The following is a 19081-nucleotide window of genomic DNA, read 5'->3' on the forward strand; positions in this document are numbered from 1 at the left end:
AGGATCTATACTAATAAAAAGAAGCTAACCTCTTTTCAGTTAACTTCTTCTTAGTCATCACACGATTGATTCTTCAACGATTACAGCCCAGCCTTTTCCTTTATAAGCATTGTAGCCCTTTGTTAAGCTATATGCATATATGTTTGTGCCTTCAACTGTAAACCCTTGTTTCTCAGTACGTGAAAGGACCTTTTGTACCGCTTTAATTTCGCCTAAATTAGCTTGGAATACATCCGTTCGATTCTTTGATGCTATGACTTCACCTTTTGAATTAATTACGTATAATTTACTATTTTCATCAATTTTGACTGAATCAATAATATCGTAAATATATTCCCAATTAAAGCGTGTCGTGAAAACACCAATCACTTCTCCTTCATCATCTAATACAGGACTCGAGTAATTCATCGTATAGCCATCGACTACAGACGAATAGTACATATCTGTTACAAACACATCTTTGGTTTTTACAGTTTGTTGGAACCATTCACGATCAGCCATATTTTTACCTATTTGATGATTGTTTTGAGCTGTTGCAACAATATTGCCTTCTAAATCGAGTACAAGTAAATCGTAATACACTTCATAAATCTGATGGATTTTTTGCAATAACCCTTCAGCAAGCTGTTTACCTTCTTTTGACGGATTAAGTAAGCAATTTTTTACGACATTAAAGCTTGCCCATGCTTGAACATCACAATTCCGTTCAAATAAATTTCTATCAATTTTATCAATTGTATCAAAAGCAATATCTACCGTTCGAATCGCAATAATTTCGTTCGCCTTTTGCTGAATTCTCTGAATGAGCTCTTCGCTTTTTTGACTAGCCTTCAAACTATGCTCAGCAAATTTCTTGATCTCAGTAGCTACAACTGAAAATCCTCGTCCTGCTTCACCAGCTCGAGCAGCTTCAATCCCTGAATTTAATGCAAGTATGTTCGATTTCATCGAAATGTCTTGGATATCTCTCATAACATGTTCCATTTCCTGATTATCTTTCTTTAGTTCATTCATCAATACCGACACATTTAACTGCTTTTCTACTAGCTCCTTCATCGTCTCTTCCCCTTATGTTCGAATTGTCGTTGTTCTCTTTATGCGACCCTGTCAAATTATATCATTTTTCTGATGGGAATTTTATCATTTTAGACAAGTATTTATAGCGGACATGCATATAGATGAAATAGATGAAGAAAGGAGGAGGAATAAATTGACGTTAGTATTAATCAAAAAAAGTTGGTTGTATATCGCCATTGTTTTCCTGTGTACACTCGTTGGGGCTTACTTTTATTTTCAAACAAGCTTAGGTGCGATCACAACAGTTAAACCGATTGGTGATGAATTTGAGCTTCATATGGTTACAACTGAATTCAAAACGACCACAGAGGATGGTAGAGAAATTGAGTCATATCGGTGGGATCCCGGAACCGTTTATATCCCAAAAGGAAAAGATATTACTCTTCGAATTTACGGTGTAAACGGGAAAGAGCACCCTTTCCAAATTGAAGGAACGAATGTTTCAGGTACGATAAGAAAAGGAGAAGAGACCGTCCTACAATTGCACTTTGAAGAAGAAGGTATTTATCGTTTAATTTGCACAGCACATTCAACGATTGATCATCATGGTCCAATGATTGCCTACTTAATAGTCGATTGATTAATAAATGAAAGATCTTTCCTTACACGTATCAAACATAACCGTTTCCTTAATTATTCATGGAAATATTCTATTTTGATCGATATGTAACTCTTCACTAGTTTCAATGTCGTTACGTCCAATTAATAAGAATACTTTTAATTGGACGTAACAACAATATATAAGCATCCTTCTTTCAATTGCCAATTTCTATACTCCTATCTTATTATTACTTCTTCGCAAACCTAGAAAAAGTCTCTTGATTTTTTATTACATCCAAAAATTCTCCTTTTTTCACTTTTGATGAAAGTTTGTCAAACCACTCTCGATCTCGAGTGCTTAATGCTAAATCAATTAAATTTGTCATCTCATCTTTTGTCCAACGGTCCGTCATTGAGTAAATTTGCAACTCTTTTTCATCAATACGCACAATTTTCCCTATTAACTTCTTGTTGTCAGATATTAATACCCGCACTTTTATGAATGTCTGATACACCTCTTCATGCTCGACATATCCATGAACTAATTCACCAATCATTGTTTTGCCTCGTACCCAATCGCCGATTTGAGGACGCTTATAATACCTTTTGCTCATTAATCTCACCAGCCTTCCGAAATAAATGTCCATGAATGTCTATACGGCATTATATTCATAAACAAATTCTATTTCTTGTGCATTCACCCAATAAGTAAAAGAAGATAGTACCTTTTCGATCATAATTGTAAACGCTAACAGATTTTTTGAAATAAAAATAAGTGCATGCAGCGTGAAATTTCTATATTTTATCGTTATGATGTAAAAAGGATTGATTACAATATATATAAAGACAGTTAGGAGTCTACGAAAATGAAAATCATTGCAACTGATTTAGACGGTACTTTATTAAACGAGAAGCATATGATTAGCGAGGAAAATGCCGCTGCAATTCGAAAAGCCCAAAAATCAGGGATTGAAGTCGTTGTTGCAACAGGGCGTTCTTTTAGTGCCGCTTATAAACCTCTACAACAAGCCGAATTAAATTGTCCAATTATTTGTTTAAATGGGGCTCAAATTTATACTTTAGAGCAAGAGTTAATTTACAATGCTCCATTAGAACGATCTTCCTGCTTTCAAATTCAAAAAGCTTGCCATGAAGAAGGAATGTATTTTGAAGTATTTACAAACAAAGGTGGATATTCCGATAGCCGTGATAAATTTGTCCAGGTTATGGTTGATATTACGCTATCTGCAAACCCTGAATTAAAGCGTGAAGATGTGGAAACATTAGCTAAGCAACGTTTTCAAGATGAAGAAATTGAAGTGATCCAAAACTTTGAAAAATTATTTAATAACACTGAAATTATTCCGTACAAAATTTTAGCATTCTCTATATTTGATCATGAGCTAGAAGCTGTTCGTAATCAATTGAAAGACCATGATCAACTAACGATTACCTCCTCAGGTTTCTCTAATTTAGAGTTTAATCATCCGAAAGCTCAAAAAGGAATTGCATTGTCCTATTATGCCAATCAAAAAGGAATGAACATGAGTGATGTGATGGCGATTGGAGATAACTTTAACGATGAATCAATGATTTCAATGGCTGGATGGGGTGTTGCTATGGGGAACGCCGAGGATGGAATTAAAGAAATTAGTAACTATGTAACAAAGACAAATATTGAAAATGGCGTCGCACATGCGATTGAGGAAATGCTCTCATAAAAAAACGCGTATCGGCCTTTTCTTATTTGCGTAGTATTATGCGGGATTGAGTCTTTATGAAAATGCCCCTGAAAAAGTTTGTTTTATTTTTTTCAGGGGCATGAAAACAATTAATTTCAGTGTCCTTCTACCCTATCAACCGTTTTCACCTAAACACCAAACGATAATGTTCTTCATCATTTGTTGCATGTAAGGATGTAACAAAGCTTCACGACAATGAGAAGGTGTGAAACAAGCAACACGTCCTTTCCCATATCGATGATGCCAACCGGCTACTGCTTCACCATCGTCAGAAACACTACGAAGGAAAACAGTCGTATCATTCTCTACAAATGATACGAAATAATGTTCATCCCAAACTTCATAGCTCGCCAAACCTTTTGTAAAAGGATGATGACTAACCGGCTCATACGTCACATTTGCTTGTGGTGGATGGTATGTAAAATACCCACGTAGCATTTTTATATAGGTGTCAATGTTATCATATGAAGCTAATCCCGAATGCCATGCAAACCAACTTCCGCCCCCCTCAGCATATGATGCAATACTCTTGGCCACCTCATCATCCATCCAATAAATCACTTTACCATCTTCAGGGTTTAAACGATTTTCCTTTGAAAGAATGACAACATCTGGCTCCATTTTGAGATCTTCTATTAATGTGTCAACAGATCGGATAACAAATGTAACATCCGTCTCTACCTTCAATTGCTTCATAACTAATGACAACGATTCTTTCATTAGGTCCAATTCATGATAATAATCACCTAAATATGCAAAGATTTTCTTAGACATTCTATCACCTCATTGAATGTTCGATCTTTATTTGTAAGACTCCTCACTAGCTTTTTCATTTAATGCATCCTCATCATTAATATGAGCAGGCTTATCATATTTAATGAAAAATGCCAGAATAAATGTGAATAATGTTAAAATAGCTAAGAGCAAAAAGGAAACATTTGCACCAAAGATATCTGGATTTGAAATTCCTGCATTACTTGATACACTTTCCTTTGTTGTTGTCATGACTGATACTAACAATGCCGTACCTACAGAAGAGGCGATCATTTTCATCGTGTTATCCATCGCAGCCCCGTGTGGTATTAACCGCTTAGGAATTTGATTTAATGCAGCAGTTGCTACAGGCATCATCACCATAGACAGACCAAACATTCGAATAGCGAACATAACAGTCAAATAAGTAAACGACGTTTCAGGACCTAAAATTGCAAAGGCAAATGTCGATACTGTTAATATCGTAAGGCCGATATATACTAACCATTTCGCTCCGTATTTATCAAATATTCTCCCTGTAATTGGTGACATCATCCCCATTATGAGCGCTCCTGGTAAGAGAGCCAGTCCTGATTCAAAGGCAGTAAAATCTCTCATATTTTGCATATACAAAGGTATTAATGTTTCTGTACCAATTAACCCCATAAAACCAACCATACCAATAAGAACGGCGTAAGGAAAAATCTTAAATGTAAAAACACGAAACTCTAACATTGGATATGTTAGTTTCAGCTGTCTTGTTACAAATAATATAATGAAAATAAGACCGATAATTAGGATGATAATGGTCATGGGATCGAGCCAACCATTATTACCTGCACTCGTAAATCCATATAATAATCCACCAAAGCCAAACGACGAGAAAATGATGGAAAGTATGTCTACTTTCGATTTTTTTTGTTCAGTTACATTTTTTAATGCAAACACTGCAATAAAAATGTCAATAATAGCGATAGGCAATATGATATAAAATAATACACGCCATGAATAATGACTCGTCACCCACCCCGAAAGAGCAGGCCCAATAGCAGGGGCAAATGAAATTACTAAGCCAATTAAGCCCATTATTGCTCCCCGCTTGCGAACGGGAAAAATGAGCAGAAAAACGGTTGTCATTAAAGGTAACATGATTCCAGCTCCCGCCGACTGGATCATCCTCCCCACTAATAGCATCTCAAAGTTCGGTGCAACACCTGCAAAAAGAGTCCCAAATGCAAAGATACTCATCGCACTTATGAAAAGCTGTCTAGTCGTAAATCGTTCAATTAAAAAAGCACTTATTGGAATCATAATACCATTAACAAGCATAAAAACAGTCGTCAACCATTGAGCACTGTTTTCTGTCACACCCATTTCAGTCATGATAGGTGGAATTGCCGTTATCATTAACGTTTGATTTAAAATTGCAATAAATGACCCTGCTAATAATAAAGCGACAATTGTTTTTCTGTTATATGCTGGTATGCTCATAGCTTCCCCTCTCCTATTCCATTCAATCAATATATAAGTTCAACTTCAATAGCGTACACGAATCTCAAACTTATTTCTAATATAACGCTTAAAATGTTGGTTTTTTTACACCAGTAAATATTTCAAATAATTACCACCATTTTTTTTAACAAATTTCATAATACTACAAATAGAAATAACACTATTCATAAAGGAGTACACACAGCTATGAAAAAAATGAAATGGATAACGATTGTATTGACATTGTTATTATTCACTGCTTGTAACCAGGCTGATGAAGCACGTAATGGCAACATGCAAAATAGAGGGACGATTGGTCAACTCTCAAGCGATTATACAACGGAGTCAAGTGAAGAGTTCCCTCATACAAAACCAATTCAATTACAGCACGCAAAATATGATTATACGGTTCAAAATTCCCAAGAAATTACTCGCGCTGAAATCGAAAAGGTGCTGCCAACAGATGTCTTACAACAGCTCCCCCAAAACATTCGTCATATTACCGTTGAAGACTTAGAACGATTTATTCCAGAAGGAGCAACACAGCTATCTCCTGAACAGATAATGGAACGAATCCAACAAGGGGGAGGACATGGTCATGTCCAACAGCCTACTCAACCCGAGAGACCACAACAAGGTCCTGATCAGCAACGACCTGAGGCGCCCGATGAAACAACTGAACAACAACCAGATCAAGAAACTGAGCAGCCAGAGCAAGAGGATACCGAACAACAAACAGAAGGAATTAGCGAGGTCGAGCAACAAGTTATTGATTTAACGAATCAAGAAAGGCGTAATAATGGACTCCCAGAACTACAAGCTGATTCATCATTGAGTCATGTTGCAAGGGAAAAATCAAGAGATATGCAACAAAATAATTACTTCTCGCACACAAGTCCAACATACGGATCTCCATTTGACATGATGCGTGATTATGGCGTTTCCTATAATTCAGCAGGAGAAAATATTGCTCAAGGCCAACGTTCTGCTCAGGAAGTTGTTCAAGCATGGATGAACAGCGAAGGTCATCGTGCCAATATTTTAAGCAATGATTTTACTCATATAGGCGTTGGATACATTGAACAAGGAAACTATTGGACACAAATGTTTATTAGCCGATAAAAACAGAAAGAGGCTGGGATATAAGTTTTTTATATTTTTATGTCCCAGCCTCTCAGCCTGTCGACAAAGTCTCGTAAAAGCGAAACTGTCGATAGGCTTTTTATGGTTAATGAAAAATTGCTGCGATTCCGCTTTTCACCTCTCTGCGCTTCGATAACAATTGACAGAATTCGATTTGAATCTTATAACTAAAATAAGAGATTAACGATCAAGGGGGAAATAAAGATGGAACCAAAAAAAGACACTAAAGATATTTTTCTTAAAACAGCATCAAGGCTATTCAGGCACCAAGGCTATCATGCTACGGGTATGAATCAGATCATAAAAGAAAGTAAAAAGCCCAAAGGTTCGCTCTATCATTTCTTTCCAAATGGAAAAGAAGAGCTTGCAATTGAAGCCGTCCTTATGACAAGAAAATCTTCTTCTGAGCATTTGAAGAAAACGATAGAGCCCTATCAATGTCCGGTTGAAGCCATCCAAGCTCTATTTCGCCATTTTGAAAAAGAGCTTGATATCGATTATATAAAGGAAGGTGGTCCAGCCCCAATTGGATTACTGACATTAGAGACAGCATCGATGAGTCAAGAATTAAGATCCGTTTGTCGTGACACTTATTATGAGTGGCAATCCATTCTTGAACAGAAATTTATCAAGTGTGGGCTATCCAAAAAGGTTGCTGCTGAGAAAAGTGTTACAACCATTGTCTTAATGGAAGGTGCTGTTACACTATCAATTGCGAATCAATCGACAGAACCTTTTTCAATTGTTTCAAAACAGCTTTTTCATTTGTTTAATAATTAATGGTAAGCATCTTAATAAGACGTCCTTCCATATATAGAAATGCTTCTTTTTGTACAAACAATCATAAATACCAGAAATCATATTCCTAATTATATGATAGAATGACAACTACTTTCACAGATAGTTTAGGAGATGAACAAAATGACTCTTTTTCTTTTTGGTCTAGGAGTGCTAAATATATTAATAGGTCTCATTATTGGTTTTTTCTCGGGTACTTTTTTAGGCTTTCTCACATACACATTTATGTCTATTTTGCTATCATCTATTCTTTTTTCTTTCGGCACAATTATTGATAAGCAAGAGCAGATAATAAGTCTAAACAGGCAGCATTCTTCACTACTCAAAGAGCTTATTCCGACAAACACTATTCAATGTACAAACTGTCAATATGAATTCGAGTCTTGGATTAACTCTTGCCCGAAATGCGGATTCAAAAACAAATAGCACTTTGTATAAAAAGCTTAACATTCACCTTGATCCTAATTTGTCTGTACGAGTAGTGATTCGACTCTTTTTTGTACAATCCATAAACGAATGAGAAATCCGACTGCTGCACAGGTTAAGCCTATTGTAATTCCAATCCAAAAGCCGAATGGACCTAAATTAGTATTCGCAGCTAATATGTACCCTACTGGCATACCAATCAACCAATACGAAATAAAGGCCGTAATAAAAGGTACTTTTACATCTTTATAACCTCTTAATACACCTTGTAGACCAGATTGTGCAGCGTCGGATAGCTGATAAAAAATAGCGATAATAAAGAATTGTCCCGCTATTTTCACAACATTATAATCAGATGTGTATAAATAGGAAATTGGCTCCCTGAATAAATAAAGGAAAATAGCACCAAATGCTAAGATAAGCATTCCTCCCCATACGCCGAGGTAGCCATATTGTTTGGCATTTCTTATTTGTCCTCCACCAACTGAGAAACCAACTACGATTGTTAGCGCCATCGAAATGCTTAAAGGAATCATAAAAATAAGCGAAGTAAAGCTTAAAGCAATTTGATGAGCTGCAACGGTGACGGTTGAAAACATTATTCCCATTAGAAGTGTTACGACAGCAAAGATACTTGCCTCAAAAAAAATAGACAAGCCAATAGGAACTCCAATAGCTAATTGTTCCTTCCAAGCTAGTAGCGATGGTTTAGCCCATTGAACAAACAAGCGATAATGACGTAAGGCATCTACTTTAAAAGTTGTCCAAATGCTAAATAGCAAAATAATCCAATACGTAACAGCCGTTGCATAACCAGCTCCAATCCCTCCTAATGCTGGTAGTCCAAACTTTCCAAATATAAATCCATAATTTAAAAGGACATTAAATGGAACAGCTAGTACTGTAATGAACATTGTAAGCCTCGTAAATCCTTGTGCGTCAAAGAAATAGCGTAAAACACTTGAAGCAAATAACGGTAAAATACCAATCGATAATCCGATTAAATAATGATAGGCAATATAATAAACATCTGGCTCTAAGTTCATAATCGCTAGTATCGGTTTTAAAAATAGAGCTCCCAATACGATAATCAATATAGCTAATAGTCCTGACACATATAATGATTGTGTAACAGAACCAGCAATTTCATCTCGTTTTCCCTTTCCTATTAAATAAGCAATAATTGGTGTCACGGCAAGTAATATCCCGTTAATACCCGAAAAGACTGGCAACCATAAGCTAGAACCGATTGCGACACCTGCTAAATCGTCAGTGCCAACACGCCCAGACATCATTGTATCTACTAAATTCATGGCATATAAGCTTACTTGTGTGACCATAATTGGCCAAAGAATTTGTAATAATAACGAGCATTTCTCTTTCCAATTCTTGGCATGATACATAGCTTAACCTCCAAACTGTTGAATGTTCATTAGGATATTGTCTACTTTTAGACGAGCTATGTCTAGTCTTTTGCCCAAAGACTGAATTTTTTATTTATTACAACAAAACTTTTTATTATACTTTAGTACAATTGTAATAGAGATAAAAATAAACGAGTGGCCATTCGTATACTCGTCTGTTTTAACACCTTATTAATTTGTATGAAAATAAATTATTTTCATTTAAAGAAGAATTTCTATGACTCTATTGACAACGTTTACATGATTCGTTTTAATTAAGTTGTTAAGGGTTAAACGATACAAATTTTTTTTATTATTGAAAAGGTCCAAACGAATAACGCTTAACCTATAGTATAATAAGAGAAAATAAAAAGGAGAGTGACAAACATGCGTGTGAAAGTATTAAAACCAATTTTTGCTGAAACTGCCACAACATTAGTGAACACTGCAAGTGCATTTCCTGAAACGATCTTAATTAAAAAGGACCATTGGGTAATTGATGCAAAAAGCTTGTTAGGACTTTTAGCTGTATCGTTACAGCCTGATCAAGAGGTTGATATCGAAATCCGCGAAGGTGATAACGAGGAAGCTTTTACAGCTTTATTAAATACTGGCTTATTCGAAAAGAAATAATTTAATACTACGTGTGACTTCAAATATTTTTTCTGTAAGTCTATGTAACAAAGATTCCTATGATGATTTTCAGTTTTAAAAAGGTAATTTGCACCCTTTTTTATGATTTTTCATAGGAATCTTCTTCTTTTCATATTGAGCCATTAGTCTCGTCAATGACAGTCTCACTTAAATAATATTGCTCTACATCCACCGTCGTTTCCTTCTCTTGAACGTATTGGGCTAGCTCAGAACCTAAAAATGGACCTGCCGTCAACCCAGTCGCACCTAAACCATTTCCCGCATAGAGACCTCGAAATTGCTTAACGTCGCCAAACACTGGCAAAAAATCTGGAACGACTGGGCGAAAACCAATTTTAGTTTCTAACAAATGACTATCAAGTAACTGTGGAGTCACTTCCTCTAAGACGTTCAAAAGTTCATTCTGCCCTTTCGTGGATATGATCGGTTCGTAATTGTTGCTATCTTCATATGTGCTGCCGACAACGACGCGTCCATCTTGAAAGCCTAGTATGTATTTACTTGTTGGTGTGATAATAACAGGCCACTGGTCTACTTCTGTATGAGAAAACTTCAAATGAACAATTTGAGCACGTTGCGGTTTCACTTGAAATGACAGACCTAACGGCTTTAACAGCTCTCTCGCCCATGCCCCTGCTGTAACAATTACTTTATCACAGTACGTCACTTCATCATTCACCTTTACACCTGTCACAACATTATCTTTAGTTAAAATAGAACCATCACCCTCAATAAATTGAGCGCCATATTGAATGGCTCCATTAACAAGTGCCTGACATACTTCTTTTCCATTTACACGAGCTGCTCCACTAATAAATAATCCATTATAGGAATCATTTAAGAAAGGAAATAATCTCTTCAATTCGTTTGAATGAAGCATCTGAATATTACCAATTTCTGGAGCATCCGCTTTTTTTAGAAGAACACGCTCTCTCATTTTCTCTAATTTATTTAAGTCGGTATGAACACTTATTGCCCCAACTTGCTCATAACCTGTATTTAACACACCTAATTGCTGTAATTCTGGAATTAATGTGCGGTAAAAACGTGCTCCTCGTCGTACGAGCTCGTACCATCTTTGATTACGTCTTTGCGATAGCCATGGACAAATAATACCAGCTCCTGCATCCGTTGCCTTACCGATATCGTCTCGGTCAACCATAATGACATCAACACCAGATTTAGCTAAATGATACGCAGTCGAAGCGCCTAAAATACCTGTACCAATAACACCAACCTTCATCTTCTCACCTTTTTCCTTTTTCGGACATTAGACAACCATTTCACGAGCCATTTAGAATGAGAAAAGAGTGTAACAACAATAACTCATGTTACACTCTTTTCTCAATTAAACTTATTCAAATCCTACCATAAATTCATCTGGATTTGGACCAATTCGTTCATCCTTATTTAAGTCGTTAATGATCTTCATATCATTTGCAGAAAGTTCAAAATCAAAAATGGCAGCATTTGCTATAATACGTGATTCCTTAACTGATTTAGGAATGGTTACAACACCATTTTGTAAATCCCATCTTAAAATCACCTGCGCCACGGTTTTATTATATTTATTCGCAATCTCGTTCAAGGTAGGGTCCGCTAACAATTGTCCTTGCTTCAATGGAGACCACGCCTCAAGTTGAATATTCTCTTGTTCACAATATTCTCTTAACTCAAGTTGAGCTAAATGAGGATGATATTCTACTTGATTAACCATCGGCTTAATTTCCGCGTCACTTATTAAATCCTTTAAATGATGGACTTGAAAATTACTAACGCCAATTGCCCGAATGCGTCCAGCTTTGTAAAGCTTTTCTAACGCCTTCCATGTTTCTTTGTATTTATCTTTTCCTGGCCAATGAATTAAATACAAATCTAAATAATCTAATTTTAATTTATTTAGTGTTTCATCAAAAGCATGTAAAGTCTCTTCGTATCCTTGATTTGAATTCCACACTTTAGAAGTAACAAATAACTCATCTCGTGGTATGCCTGAATCTTCAATACCTCGGCCTACGCCTTCTTCGTTTTTATATACGGCAGCTGTATCTATACTACGATAACCGTGTTGAATAGCCGCTTTTACTACTTCTACAACTTCTGTACCCTCTTCGACTTTAAATACACCCAAACCAAACCAAGGCATTTTGACACCGTTATGTAACGTCGTTGTATCCTGCAAGCTTTTTGGCATAATCGTTCCTCCTTAAACAAAATTATAAATGAACCTTTCATATATTATCTAAACATAATTTCAATAAAAAACTCAACAAATATGATTAAGAACACCTTTAAAATCAATGAATGACTTCTAAGAATTAATCATCCCGCTCTACACTTAATATGTCTCCTGTATCTCTGCAGTTAAAGCTAGTTTTGTTCGCAACACTTCCATCCCACTTAATGTAGGCAGCATAAAGTCTAATAAGATCAGAGGCCATGACTGTTCCTCAACTCGACTCAAAGCCATTATTACGTCCATAAAAATAGTTGTTTCATACCTCTCATGCTCTAGTTCAAGCTGAAGTACTTTGAGATATTTTTTCATCCTCGACAAATAAAATACGTCCCTTATTCAATCATGACAGGCCACACAAAGTGATTCAAAAGATTTAAAAATAAGCCTCATATAGACTTCTGATCGCTGTTCTATAAAGTTATCATGCCCTTAATCGTCGTAACAGCAGAACCTCCAACCTTTACCTGTATATGGCCTGCTCGTTTTGTTATTGTTGCCAATACAGTACCCGGTCGATTCATCGAATTCCCTTGTATTATGCGATATTGTTTAGATTCTCTTAATTGACCTTCCATATATAAATAACCGATTAAAGCACCATTAGCCGAACCTGTAACTGGATCTTCATTTACACCAACAGCTGGAGCAAAATCACGTGTGTAAATATCGACATTATGGTCATTTGTATGCCGTGTGAATAAATGATTTGTGACAATTCCAAAATCCTTGTTCCACATTTTTAAATCTTCGAATAAAGGAGATGCTTGATCAATAGAAGCTTGGTTCTTCATCGGAACAACTAAGTGCCAATTTCCCGTATAAGCTAATTTTATTGGTAATTGTAAATCGAAATCCGTAACAGTAACACCCAGCATACTCGCTAAATGATCATTTTCTATATCCACTTGTTTAACTTTTGGCTCCACTTGTGTCATGATCATCAATAAATGATCTTCTTTTTGTTTAATTTCCACCGGAACACTTCCAACATTTGTTGCAAACGTCACAACAGCTGAACTTGACTTTAAATCGAACTTCTGAGCTATAACCCAAGCTGCTGCTAACGTTGCATGTCCACAAAAATCAACTTCGCAAAAAGGGGTGAAAAATTTGATCTGATAATCCGACTGATCAAGTTTACTGGAAAAAAGAAATGCCGTTTCTGAAAGGTTCATTTCATTAGCAATCTGTTGCATTTCGCTACTCGTTAACCCTTCAGCATTCGGAACGACACCGGCCGGATTACCACTAAAAGCTTGGTCTGTAAATGTATCAATATGAAATATATGATAATTCCTCATTGTTCATCTCCCCCTTTTTCTATTCATTATTGTCTGAATCATTATATGAAGCAATAGAAATAGTTTCTCTAATGGAAAAGCCCTAAAAAGAAATTCATTCTTTTAGGGCTTTTCCCATTGTATATTGATAGGCTTCAGCGAAATTAGGAGAGTTAGAGTAAAGACTCCGCACCATCGATGTGAATAACACTTCCTGTTATATGATTAGATTGCTCTGAAGCTAAGAAAGAGACTAGATCTGCTACTTGATCGGGCGAACCTGGCTTATGTTCTAACGGCTGTGAGCCTTCAGGGTATTCAATCGGAATACGAATTTTATCTAGTTCATCGTCCTCTTTAAACGTGTTTTCACCAATGTTTGTCTTTATTGCTCCAGGACAAACGATATTTACTCTAATTTTATAACGTGCTAATTCTAAGGCTGCCATTTTACCAAATGCAACCTGACCTGCTTTCGAAGCACTATATGCTGACATACCAAAACCTCGATATTTTCTCGTACCATTAATAGAGCTCGTGATAATAATGCTGCCACCATCCTTCTTCATATGAGGAATGGCGTATTTGGTTGCAAGAAATGTACTTCTTAGGTTAGTCGCTAGCGTCCTATCCCAATCATTCGCGCTTAAATCTTCAATTGGCTCGACTTTACCATTTATACCAGCATTCGCATAAACAACATCTAACCTTTCCCATTGATCAATGACTGCTTGATAGCTCTCTTTCATTCGCTGCTCATCAGAAACATCCGTATCAAGTACTAAAGCGCTACCACCTACATGCTCAATTTCCTGTTTCACTTCTAACGCCTTCTCTTCCTTAATATCCACAAGCGCTACTTTCAACCCTTGTCTTGCTAATGCAATTGCACTAGCGCGGCCAATTCCTGAAGAACCTCCAGTTATTATAGCTACTTTACCTGTATTTCCTTCAGTAGACATCGTTAACCTCCTAATTGAGAACGTGATTAACTTTATCCTACCCGGATTTTACCTTTAACAAACACAGGAGTGTGGCTTAACTGACCATTAGCGTTGGACGTGAAAAGCTCCAGATTGAAAGACGCTCTCTACTTCTTCTACGTTCACTTTCAACGAATCACCGAATATCGTATGCTTAATCGCAGCAGCAGCAGTAGAAAATTCTACTTTGTATAAATCATCCTTATTGAGCAAGTAAGAATATAAGAAGCCAGCTGTGAAGGCATCACCCGCACCAACACGATCAATAATGTCGATACTATATTTCTTAGAAAGGCTTACTTCTTCCGATGTGCCATTATACACAAGTCCTTGATAGTCATTTTTTGAGGCTGATATGACATCTCGAAATGATGAAACAATATATTGAAAACCAAATGTTTCATTAATAGTCTTATAGATCTTTTGATAGTCTTCTATTTCTGCAACTTCTATTAACGCGTGATCTAACCCTAGGAATGTAGTAAAATCGAGAAATCCTGCGAATGCTACATCTACGTATGGGAGAACTTGTAGAAATTTACTTTTCGCTTCATTGGTTGACCATAATTTAGCTCGATAATTAAAATCAAAGCTTACAGGGATCTTACGGCGAGCTGCTTCTTCCATAAATGCTTGTGATAGTCGAAAAGCTTGTTCACTAATACCTAATGTTATACCTGATACATGAAAAAGCTCAGCCCCATCAAAAACAGCATCCAAATCAAATTCTTCAATCTGAGCCTCTGAAATAGCAGAGTGCTTACGATCATAAACAACTTTACTCGAACGAATGGAGTAACCATTTTCAAGGAAATACGTTCCAAGTCGTTCTCCACCACGAATAATGTGAGACGTATCGACTCCATAGGCGTTAAATGATTGAATCGCCGCGTCACCAATTGCATGTGCTGGTATTTTCGATACGAGCGATGTTTGCAAACCAAATGATTGTAATGCGACCGCAACATTCCCTTCACTTCCACCGTAAATCGCATCGAACGACTGACTTCCTGAAATACGATCATGCCCCGGAGGAGATAACCTCAACAAAATTTCTCCTAAAGTAACTACCTTTTTCATTTAGCTTCCTCCTTCATCAAGAACGTATTTCTTTTATTTTATTGACAAATTGTTGAGCCGTTTCAATAATGTCATTAGAACTTCCCTTCGTTAATTGGCCACCAACTCCAACCGCACACACTCCTGCTTGAATCCAATCTTGAACATTCTCTAAACTTACGCCGCCTGTTGGCATGATATCAACATGTGGTAACGGTGCCTTAATATCTTTCACAATTGCTGGTGCTGCCATTCGTCCAGGAAAGAGCTTAATGACATCAACGCCAGCCTGTAACGCATGTGTGATTTCTGTAATCGTCATACATCCAGGCATGTACGGAACTTTATACAAATTGCATAGCTTCGCAGTCTCTTCATCAAATGCCGGTGAGACTATGAACGTTGCTCCTGCTAAAATGGCCAAACGAGCAGTTGTTGCATCTAGCACGGTTCCCGCACCAGCTAAACAACCTTCTGTACCTGATAAAGATTCAATCACATTGGAGGCATTTGGCGTTGTATACGTCAGTTCAATGATGTTCACTCCACCTTTGACACATGCTCTAGATATCCGTTCTGCTTCCTCTGCTGAATCACCTCTTACAACTGCAACAATTCCTGCTTGCTCAATTGCTTTTAACACTTCATATTTTTTCATTTTCTCTATTCTCCTCTCGTTATACACCTGAATAGGCTAAAAATCCTCCATCTACGGGTACTGTAATACCCGTTACGAACCCTGACATATTTTCATCCGCTAGCCAGAGTAACGTTCCTAACAAATCTTCAGGCTTACCAAAGCGACGCATCGGAGTATGACTGATAATCTTATCAGAACGAGGTGTTAATGAGCCATCTTCATTCGTTAATAGCTTCCGATTTTGCTCCGTTAAAAAGAATCCCGGAGCGATTGCATTCACTCTAATCCCTACATCGGCCATGTGAACGGCTAGCCATTGGGTAAAGTTTTCGATACCTGCTTTAGCAGCACTATAGGCTGGCACTTTTGTCATAGGCGAAGGTGCGCTCATTGATGACATATTGATGATCGTCGCGCCAGGTTGATTCATCATTTTTTGGGCAAATACTTGCGTCGGAATAATCGTTCCAATTAAATTTAAATTAAAAACAAATTGAAATCCCTCAGTCGTCATATCAAAAAACGTTTTTAGCTCATGATTATTCAAATCTTCTCGCTTTAACGTTTCATTTGTCGTTGTACCCTCTGGATGATTACCACCTGCACCGTTGATTAAGATGTCACAAACACCTAATTGACTAGATATCATCTCTTCTGCTTTTTGAACACTATCCATACTCAACACATCACATGCAATCGCTAGTGCCGTCCCACCTTCACGAACGATATCTTCTTCTACTCGTTTTCCTTTTTCTGCGGTTCTATTTAGAATCGCTACTTTAACCCCTTGTCGACCTAACTCTCTAGCCATTGCCCCGCAAAGAACTCCACTCCCACCTGTAATGACCGCTACTTTTCCTTTTAAATTTTCATTGTAAGCCAACATGAACATTAAGCCTCCTTTTCTTTATTTAATGCATCCCATATGCCCCATAAATACATAATTCCTAACGCACGGTCATATAAGCCATATCCTGGACGACACTTTTCATCCCAAATATGTCGACCATGATCAGGCCTTGCATACCCTGTAAAATCAATATCATGATATGCTTTCATAATATCGAGAATATGAACGGTTCCATCTTCTGACCGATGGGATGTTTCAATAAAATCACCATTTTCAAAGGTTTTCACGTTACGGATATGTGCAAAATGGATACGATCTGCAAATGAACGGACCATATCAGCTACATTATTCTCAAGATTAGCTCCCAAAGACCCACTACATAACGTCAATCCATTGTATTGATCATCGACTAGTTTTAAGAAGCGTTCAATATTTTTTTTACTTGTCATAATTCTTGGTAGTCCAAAAACGGAAAACGGTGGATCATCAGGGTGAATGGCCATCTTAATGTCATGTTTACGTGCTACTGGAATAATTTTTTCAAGAAAATAGTGTAGATGCTTCCATAGATCTTCTTCTGTTACACCTTCATATTGTCTGAACAAATTCGTTAAGTGCTTTAGGCGTTCTGGTTCCCAGCCTGGCATCGTCAAATGCGAATTTTCAGCGATTTCCTTTACAAGTTCCATCGGATCAGTATTAGTAATTTTAGCGTTTTCAAAAAAGAGAGCCGTTGAACCATCTGACATCTCCTTGAATAAATCGGTTCTAGTCCAATCAAATACTGGCATGAAGTTGTAGCAAATCACTTTTACTCCTACCTCTGCTAATCGTTCAATCGTTTGTATATAATTTTCAATATATTGATCTCTTGATGGTAAGCCTAATTTAATATCTTCATGGATATTTACACTTTCAACAACATCAATATGGAATCCGTATTGATTGGCTTGTCGCTTCACTTCCTTTATTCTTTCAAGTGGCCAAGCTTCCCCAGCTGGAATATCATGTAATGCCCAAACGAGCCCCTCCACTCCCGGAACTTGCTTAATATGTTCTAACGGAATGAAATCATTCCCTTCACCAAACCAGCGAAATACCATCCTCATCACACATCATCTCCTTCAACCGATAAATATTTTAAAAACGTTTTCAACGCAATCGACAATAATGTTGATATGCATCTATAATATCGTTATTGACACATGTTAGCTTTGTCTTATTCTGCTTATTTCTCAAAATAATGAGGGTATTCTTTGAATAAGCGTTTTTGTTCTTCTTTTACTATTGAAAGATGCTTAATAATCATTTCTTTTACTATTGATTTATTTTTTTGCTTAATACCCTTTAATAAAATTTCATGTTGCTCTAATATAGGGTCCCAATCATAATTTTCAACTAAGCTTAAAAGCCTAACACGATTCAAGTGAACATTCACATGTTGAATGATGTTCCAGACTCTATTTTTGTTACAACCGCTAGCAATGGTTTGATGAAATTGTTCATCCAATTGAAAAAACTGTTCATAGTCTTTCATTTCGACACATTTTCTTTGCATATGTATGTTAACTTCTAGCTTAGCAAGTGCTGATTGATCAAACTCGTCACAAGCCGTTTCAAGTACAGCACGTTCAAGATGTTCACGAATAAATCGAGCCTCTTCTACATGATTTAAATCAATGAATGTAACAAATGACCCCCTTTGTGGGTACACTTCAAGTAACTGATCTTGCACAAGCTTTAAAAATGCTTCTCTTACAGGGGTTCTACTTACATTTAACCGTTCAGATATGTCTTTTTCTGATATATTTGTACCTGGTTCTAGCTTTAGTGTAATAATATTATCGCGAAGCACATGGTAGACATAATCCCTCGTTGATGAAAATGATTGTCGTATACCTTGATCTATGATCATATGACTACCCCCTTTCTGATTACCATACTACCATACTAGTATGAAGAAAGAAAGAAAATCTCCTGTTTTACAGTCATTTTTTCAGAGA

20 protein-coding genes are annotated in these 19081 nt (G+C 36.8%); 5 read left to right on the forward strand and 15 right to left on the reverse strand.

Annotated elements, in window-relative coordinates; translation table 11 throughout:
* Positions 1-57: 57 nt before the first annotated feature.
* Positions 58-1056, reverse strand: a complete 999-nt coding sequence (locus tag MW695_RS17375) for a methyl-accepting chemotaxis protein (RefSeq protein WP_247106721.1) — start codon at positions 1054-1056, stop codon at positions 58-60.
* Between the two features lie 154 nt (positions 1057-1210).
* Here MW695_RS17375 and MW695_RS17380 point away from each other — a divergent pair, with 154 nt between their 5' ends.
* Positions 1211-1657, forward strand: a complete 447-nt coding sequence (locus MW695_RS17380; protein WP_247106722.1) for a cupredoxin domain-containing protein — start codon at positions 1211-1213, stop codon at positions 1655-1657.
* Positions 1658-1865: 208 nt separating this feature from the next.
* On the opposite strand, the gene MW695_RS17385 is transcribed toward MW695_RS17380, so the two are convergent.
* Positions 1866-2174, reverse strand: a complete 309-nt coding sequence (locus MW695_RS17385; protein WP_247106723.1) for an IDEAL domain-containing protein — start codon at positions 2172-2174, stop codon at positions 1866-1868.
* A gap of 309 nt (positions 2175-2483) precedes the next feature.
* On the opposite strand from MW695_RS17385, the gene MW695_RS17390 reads away from it, so the two are divergent.
* Positions 2484-3338, forward strand: a complete 855-nt coding sequence (locus MW695_RS17390; RefSeq protein ID WP_247106724.1) for a Cof-type HAD-IIB family hydrolase — start codon at positions 2484-2486, stop codon at positions 3336-3338.
* A 135-nt stretch (positions 3339-3473) separates the two neighbouring features.
* Here MW695_RS17390 and MW695_RS17395 read toward each other — a convergent pair whose 3' ends face one another.
* Positions 3474-4133: a ThuA domain-containing protein gene (locus MW695_RS17395; RefSeq protein WP_247106725.1), complete on the reverse strand. Its 660-nt coding sequence runs from the start codon at positions 4131-4133 to the stop codon at positions 3474-3476.
* 27 nt (positions 4134-4160) lie between these two features.
* Positions 4161-5603, reverse strand: a complete 1443-nt coding sequence (locus MW695_RS17400; RefSeq protein ID WP_247106726.1) for an MDR family MFS transporter — start codon at positions 5601-5603, stop codon at positions 4161-4163.
* A 207-nt stretch (positions 5604-5810) separates the two neighbouring features.
* Between MW695_RS17400 and MW695_RS17405 the strand changes: the two genes are divergently transcribed.
* A complete protein-coding gene (locus tag MW695_RS17405; RefSeq protein ID WP_247106727.1) occupies positions 5811-6725 on the forward strand; it encodes a CAP domain-containing protein in 915 nt (304 codons plus the stop codon).
* Between the two features lie 225 nt (positions 6726-6950).
* Positions 6951-7526: a TetR/AcrR family transcriptional regulator gene (locus tag MW695_RS17410; protein ID WP_247106728.1), complete on the forward strand. Its 576-nt coding sequence runs from the start codon at positions 6951-6953 to the stop codon at positions 7524-7526.
* 479 nt (positions 7527-8005) lie between these two features.
* On the opposite strand, the gene MW695_RS17415 is transcribed toward MW695_RS17410, so the two are convergent.
* On the reverse strand, positions 8006-9373 hold the full coding sequence (locus tag MW695_RS17415; RefSeq protein WP_247106729.1) for an MATE family efflux transporter: 1368 nt from the start codon (positions 9371-9373) through the stop codon (positions 8006-8008).
* 387 nt (positions 9374-9760) lie between these two features.
* On the opposite strand from MW695_RS17415, the gene MW695_RS17420 reads away from it, so the two are divergent.
* A complete protein-coding gene (locus tag MW695_RS17420) occupies positions 9761-10006 on the forward strand; it encodes an HPr family phosphocarrier protein (RefSeq protein ID WP_247106730.1) in 246 nt (81 codons plus the stop codon).
* Between the two features lie 130 nt (positions 10007-10136).
* Here MW695_RS17420 and MW695_RS17425 read toward each other — a convergent pair whose 3' ends face one another.
* The 10 genes from MW695_RS17425 to MW695_RS17470 all read right to left on the reverse strand — a co-directional run bounded on the left by MW695_RS17425 (position 10137) and on the right by MW695_RS17470 (position 18993).
* Positions 10137-11270, reverse strand: coding sequence for an NAD(P)/FAD-dependent oxidoreductase (locus MW695_RS17425; protein WP_247106731.1), 1134 nt, complete (start codon positions 11268-11270; stop codon positions 10137-10139).
* Positions 11271-11381: 111 nt separating this feature from the next.
* Positions 11382-12221, reverse strand: a complete 840-nt coding sequence (locus tag MW695_RS17430; protein ID WP_247106732.1) for an aldo/keto reductase — start codon at positions 12219-12221, stop codon at positions 11382-11384.
* A gap of 144 nt (positions 12222-12365) precedes the next feature.
* The gene (locus MW695_RS17435; protein ID WP_247106733.1) at positions 12366-12575 is read right to left on the reverse strand and encodes a response regulator; all 210 of its coding nucleotides are present in this window, start codon (positions 12573-12575) and stop codon (positions 12366-12368) included.
* 101 nt (positions 12576-12676) lie between these two features.
* Positions 12677-13567 carry a PhzF family phenazine biosynthesis protein gene (locus tag MW695_RS17440; RefSeq protein ID WP_247106734.1) on the reverse strand — a complete coding sequence of 297 codons (891 nt, stop codon included), beginning with the start codon at positions 13565-13567 and terminating at the stop codon, positions 12677-12679.
* Between the two features lie 152 nt (positions 13568-13719).
* Entirely contained in the window at positions 13720-14508 is a 789-nt protein-coding gene (locus tag MW695_RS17445) for an SDR family oxidoreductase (protein ID WP_247106735.1), read from the reverse strand.
* A gap of 87 nt (positions 14509-14595) precedes the next feature.
* Positions 14596-15609, reverse strand: a complete 1014-nt coding sequence (locus MW695_RS17450; protein ID WP_247106736.1) for a sugar kinase — start codon at positions 15607-15609, stop codon at positions 14596-14598.
* A 16-nt stretch (positions 15610-15625) separates the two neighbouring features.
* Positions 15626-16246, reverse strand: coding sequence for a bifunctional 2-keto-4-hydroxyglutarate aldolase/2-keto-3-deoxy-6-phosphogluconate aldolase (locus MW695_RS17455; RefSeq protein ID WP_247106737.1), 621 nt, complete (start codon positions 16244-16246; stop codon positions 15626-15628).
* 19 nt (positions 16247-16265) lie between these two features.
* Complete coding sequence (locus tag MW695_RS17460; RefSeq protein WP_247106738.1) at positions 16266-17114, reverse strand: SDR family oxidoreductase; 849 nt, start codon at positions 17112-17114, stop codon at positions 16266-16268.
* 5 nt (positions 17115-17119) lie between these two features.
* Positions 17120-18187, reverse strand: a complete 1068-nt coding sequence (uxuA, locus tag MW695_RS17465; RefSeq protein WP_247106739.1) for a mannonate dehydratase — start codon at positions 18185-18187, stop codon at positions 17120-17122.
* 119 nt (positions 18188-18306) lie between these two features.
* Positions 18307-18993 carry a GntR family transcriptional regulator gene (locus MW695_RS17470; protein ID WP_247106740.1) on the reverse strand — a complete coding sequence of 229 codons (687 nt, stop codon included), beginning with the start codon at positions 18991-18993 and terminating at the stop codon, positions 18307-18309.
* Positions 18994-19081 lie beyond the last annotated feature (88 nt).

It is taken from the genome of Halalkalibacter sp. APA_J-10(15) (assembly GCF_023017105.1).
Classification (GTDB): Bacteria; Bacillota; Bacilli; order Bacillales; family Bacillaceae_D; genus Halalkalibacter.

Coding starts and splice junctions, on each gene's coding strand:
- MW695_RS17415 (WP_247106729.1), bottom strand. CDS start 9,373: ATGTATCATGCCAAGAATTGGAAAGAGAAATGCTCGTTATTATTACAA.
- MW695_RS17440 (WP_247106734.1), bottom strand. CDS start 13,567: ATGAGGAATTATCATATATTTCATATTGATACATTTACAGACCAAGCT.
- MW695_RS17400 (WP_247106726.1), bottom strand. CDS start 5,603: ATGAGCATACCAGCATATAACAGAAAAACAATTGTCGCTTTATTATTA.
- MW695_RS17450 (WP_247106736.1), bottom strand. CDS start 15,609: ATGAAAAAGGTAGTTACTTTAGGAGAAATTTTGTTGAGGTTATCTCCT.
- MW695_RS17435 (WP_247106733.1), bottom strand. CDS start 12,575: ATGAAAAAATATCTCAAAGTACTTCAGCTTGAACTAGAGCATGAGAGG.
- MW695_RS17405 (WP_247106727.1), top strand. CDS start 5,811: ATGAAAAAAATGAAATGGATAACGATTGTATTGACATTGTTATTATTC.
- MW695_RS17410 (WP_247106728.1), top strand. CDS start 6,951: ATGGAACCAAAAAAAGACACTAAAGATATTTTTCTTAAAACAGCATCA.
- MW695_RS17375 (WP_247106721.1), bottom strand. CDS start 1,056: ATGAAGGAGCTAGTAGAAAAGCAGTTAAATGTGTCGGTATTGATGAAT.
- MW695_RS17385 (WP_247106723.1), bottom strand. CDS start 2,174: ATGATTGGTGAATTAGTTCATGGATATGTCGAGCATGAAGAGGTGTAT.
- MW695_RS17425 (WP_247106731.1), bottom strand. CDS start 11,270: ATGAAGGTTGGTGTTATTGGTACAGGTATTTTAGGCGCTTCGACTGCG.
- MW695_RS17455 (WP_247106737.1), bottom strand. CDS start 16,246: ATGAAAAAATATGAAGTGTTAAAAGCAATTGAGCAAGCAGGAATTGTT.
- MW695_RS17395 (WP_247106725.1), bottom strand. CDS start 4,133: ATGTCTAAGAAAATCTTTGCATATTTAGGTGATTATTATCATGAATTG.
- MW695_RS17460 (WP_247106738.1), bottom strand. CDS start 17,114: ATGTTGGCTTACAATGAAAATTTAAAAGGAAAAGTAGCGGTCATTACA.
- MW695_RS17470 (WP_247106740.1), bottom strand. CDS start 18,993: ATGATCATAGATCAAGGTATACGACAATCATTTTCATCAACGAGGGAT.
- uxuA (WP_247106739.1), bottom strand. CDS start 18,187: ATGAGGATGGTATTTCGCTGGTTTGGTGAAGGGAATGATTTCATTCCG.
- MW695_RS17390 (WP_247106724.1), top strand. CDS start 2,484: ATGAAAATCATTGCAACTGATTTAGACGGTACTTTATTAAACGAGAAG.
- MW695_RS17420 (WP_247106730.1), top strand. CDS start 9,761: ATGCGTGTGAAAGTATTAAAACCAATTTTTGCTGAAACTGCCACAACA.
- MW695_RS17430 (WP_247106732.1), bottom strand. CDS start 12,221: ATGCCAAAAAGCTTGCAGGATACAACGACGTTACATAACGGTGTCAAA.
- MW695_RS17445 (WP_247106735.1), bottom strand. CDS start 14,508: ATGTCTACTGAAGGAAATACAGGTAAAGTAGCTATAATAACTGGAGGT.